At 71.1% G+C, this 2,935-nt stretch carries 2 protein-coding genes and 1 pseudogene; all 3 read right to left on the reverse strand.

Features of this window, described 5'->3' with window-relative positions; all coding sequences use genetic code 11:
- Nucleotides 1-534 (reverse strand): annotated as a pseudogene (locus tag ACNFOC_RS52745) (hypothetical protein); the annotation flags it as partial.
- 31 nt (nucleotides 535-565) lie between these two features.
- Nucleotides 566-1,285: an LPXTG cell wall anchor domain-containing protein gene (locus ACNFOC_RS52750; RefSeq protein ID WP_416966081.1), complete on the reverse strand. Its 720-nt coding sequence runs from the start codon at nucleotides 1,283-1,285 to the stop codon at nucleotides 566-568.
- Between the two features lie 156 nt (nucleotides 1,286-1,441).
- Nucleotides 1,442-2,716 carry a serine--tRNA ligase gene (serS, locus tag ACNFOC_RS52755; RefSeq protein WP_416966082.1) on the reverse strand — a complete coding sequence of 425 codons (1,275 nt, stop codon included), beginning with the start codon at nucleotides 2,714-2,716 and terminating at the stop codon, nucleotides 1,442-1,444.
- Nucleotides 2,717-2,935: the final 219 nt, after the last annotated feature.

Below are 2,935 nucleotides of genomic sequence, written 5' to 3' on the forward strand. Positions count from 1 at the left end.
GTCCAGGAGGGTGCCGAGGATGCCGGTGGCGTGGACGGCGAGTCTCGGGGTGAGGGGGGTGGTGCCGCGATTGACCAGTTCGTAGGTGATGCGGTTGCCGTGGACGGCGACATGCTCGACGGTCAGTGCTGACAACTCCGGTCCGGCTATGTGGAGTTGGAGCAGCACCGTCGCCTCTCGGCCCTTCGCGTCCCGCGCGGTGATCGTGGCGGTGCGGTCGCCGGGGGCCGCGGTCGTCGGGACGTTCACCGTGAACGGGATGTCGGCCCGGGTGCGGGACGGGACCTGAACTCCCGTGTCGGCGAAGGTGATCGGGACGCCTGTGGCGCGCAGCCGTACCGTGATCGGGCGGGTGGTGGGGTTGGTCACGGACACCGTGTCCTGGAGGGTCGTGCCGGGCTCGCCCTCGGCGTAGAACGTCGGGCGTCCGCCGCCCGCGGGCGCAACGGTCCATCCCTCGGCGGCCGTTGCGGTGGGCGCGGCCGCCAGGAGGGCGAGGAGGGACAGGCACAGGACGCGGGCGGTTGACAGCATGGGCGGCTCCAGCGGGCGTGCGGAGGGCTGTTCAGCGGCGGGCGCGGGCCGTCTGGTTGCGCCGGGTCAGCCACAGGGTGCCCGCCGCGCCCGCGAGCAGCACCGTGCCGCCGAGCGTGCCGAGGGCGATGAACGAGTCGTCGGGGCCGGTCTTCGGGAGCGTGCCGCTGGAGTCGGTGCCGGTACCGGAGCCGGTGGTGCCGCTGGTACCCGTCGAGCCGCTGGATCCCGACGAACCGCTCGCTGACGTGACGTTCAGCGTGAGGGACGGGCCGGGGCTGTTGGTGGGGGTGCACGTCGTCGTCGTACCGAGGGCCTTGATGGTGAGAACGGCCGCCGTGAACGTGACCTTGCCGGACGCCTTCGGGGTGTACGTGCCCGTCAAGTCGTTGATTTTGATGGGGGTGTTGGCGGGGATCGCGGCCTGGTTGGCGGGGCCCGACACCGAGACCGTGCCACTGTCGGCGCCGCCCACCTTGATGGTGGCGCTCGGGCTCATCGCGCCCTTGCCGAGTTCGACGGGGCTGGACGAGACGCCCTTCTGCCAGGACATGGTGAGCTTGTAGCCGCTGCCGCTCTTGACACCTTTGATGTCGATCGGCGAGACGGCGGTCTTGACGCCGATGGGCGTCTGGCACTTGTAGTTGACGTCGACCACGTCGGCCCGGGCCGCGGGGGCGGCCATGAATACCGCCGAGCCGGCCAGGGCCGCGACGGACGCGAGCGCTGCGGTTCGTTTCTGGTACGACACGGTCCCCTCATTCCTGACGGCACATCAGATCGGCCGTCAAGGTACGCCCGGGGTCGTGAGGAGGGAAGACAAGGCGCACGCCGGAGTTGTGACGATCCGGCGTGCGCGAAGAGGTCACCACGTGGACGGGGTGACCGGGGGTAACCCGAGGTGGCGTCAGGCGAGCAGGTCGGGCAGGCCCCAGCGGCGCAGCACCTCGGGCACCGCGACCGTACCGTCGGCCTGTTGGTGCTGTTCGAGGATCGCGGGGAGGAGACGGCTGGTCGCCAGGCCCGAGGCGTTGAGCGTGTGCACGTACGCCGCCTTGCCGCCGCCCGCCGGGCGGTACCGGATGCCGCCGCGCCGGGCCTGGTACTCACGGGCGTTCGACACCGAGCTGACCTCCGTGTACGCGCCGAGGCTGGGCAGCCAGACCTCCACGTCGTACGTCTTCGCCTGGGCGGGGCTGGTGTCCCCGGCGGCGAGTTTCGTGACCCGGTAATGCAGGCCCAGGCCGGCGACCAACTCCTCGGCACGGGCGAGGAGTTCCAGCTGAGCCGCGTCCGAGTCGACAGGCCGGGCGAACTGGAACAGCTCGACCTTGTTGAACTGGTGGCCGCGCAGGGTGCCCCGGTCGGCGGTGCGGTGGCTGCCGCTCTCCTTGCGGTAACAGGGCGTGTACGCCACGTACTTGCGCGGCAGCTCGCCCTCGTCGAGGGTCTCCCCGCGGTGCAGATTGACCAGCGCGGTCTCGGCGGTGGGCAGCAGGAACCGTTCCGGGCGCCCGCCCTCGCCCTCCTCCACCACGAACACCTCGTCGGCGAACTTCGGGAACTGGCCCGCCGTATAACCGGCTTCGTAGGTGAGCAGATGCGGCGGCAGCACGAACTCGTAGCCCGCCCTGCGGTGGCTGTCGAGGAAATGGTTGAGCAGGGCCCACTCCAGTGCGGCGCCGTCGCCCCGGTAGATCCAGTGGCCGTTGCCGGCGAGCGCGGTGCCGCGCCGGTAGTCCACGAGGCCCAGTTCCTGGGCGAGTTGGACGTGCTCACGGGGAGCGAAGTCGGAGCGCGGGGCGCCTACGGTCCGTACGACCTCGTTGTTCTCCTTGCCGCCCGCGACCACGTCCTCGTCGGGGAGGTTGGGCAGGGCGTCGAGGAACTGCTGGTGTTCGCGGGCGAGTTGGGCGAGTTCGCCCTCCGCCTTCGTGACCTGGCCGGCCAGGGTCGAGGCGGTGGTCTGGAGGTCGTCGGCGGTTGTGCCCGCCCTGCGGTGGGCCGCGATCTCCGCCGAGATCCGCTTGCGCTCGCCGCGCAGCCGCTCCACGGCCGTACGGGTGTCCCTGAAGCGGGCGTCCAGGGCGAGGAAGGCCGGGAGGTCGGCGTCCACGGCGCGCTTGCGCAGGGCCTCGCGGACCCGCTCGGGCTGCTGTCGGATGAGGGTGACGTCGAGCATGGCGTGTGCTCCGTCCGGTCGGCCGGGGCACACGAATCGCCCCGGGGGTGATCCCTCGGGGCGTGGGCGAGAGGGTGCTCGCGGTGCCACCACGGCGGCACGGACTTCTTCCCGGAGACCGACCACATGGACAATGTGAACAGCGAACTGATCGACAAGTGCCACCGCTCCAAGCTCGCCTGGTCCCGGCAGGCGACGCTGCCCGGCTCCGGCACGTCC

Source organism: Streptomyces colwelliae (assembly GCF_048158785.1).
Taxonomy (GTDB): domain Bacteria; phylum Actinomycetota; class Actinomycetes; order Streptomycetales; family Streptomycetaceae; genus Streptomyces.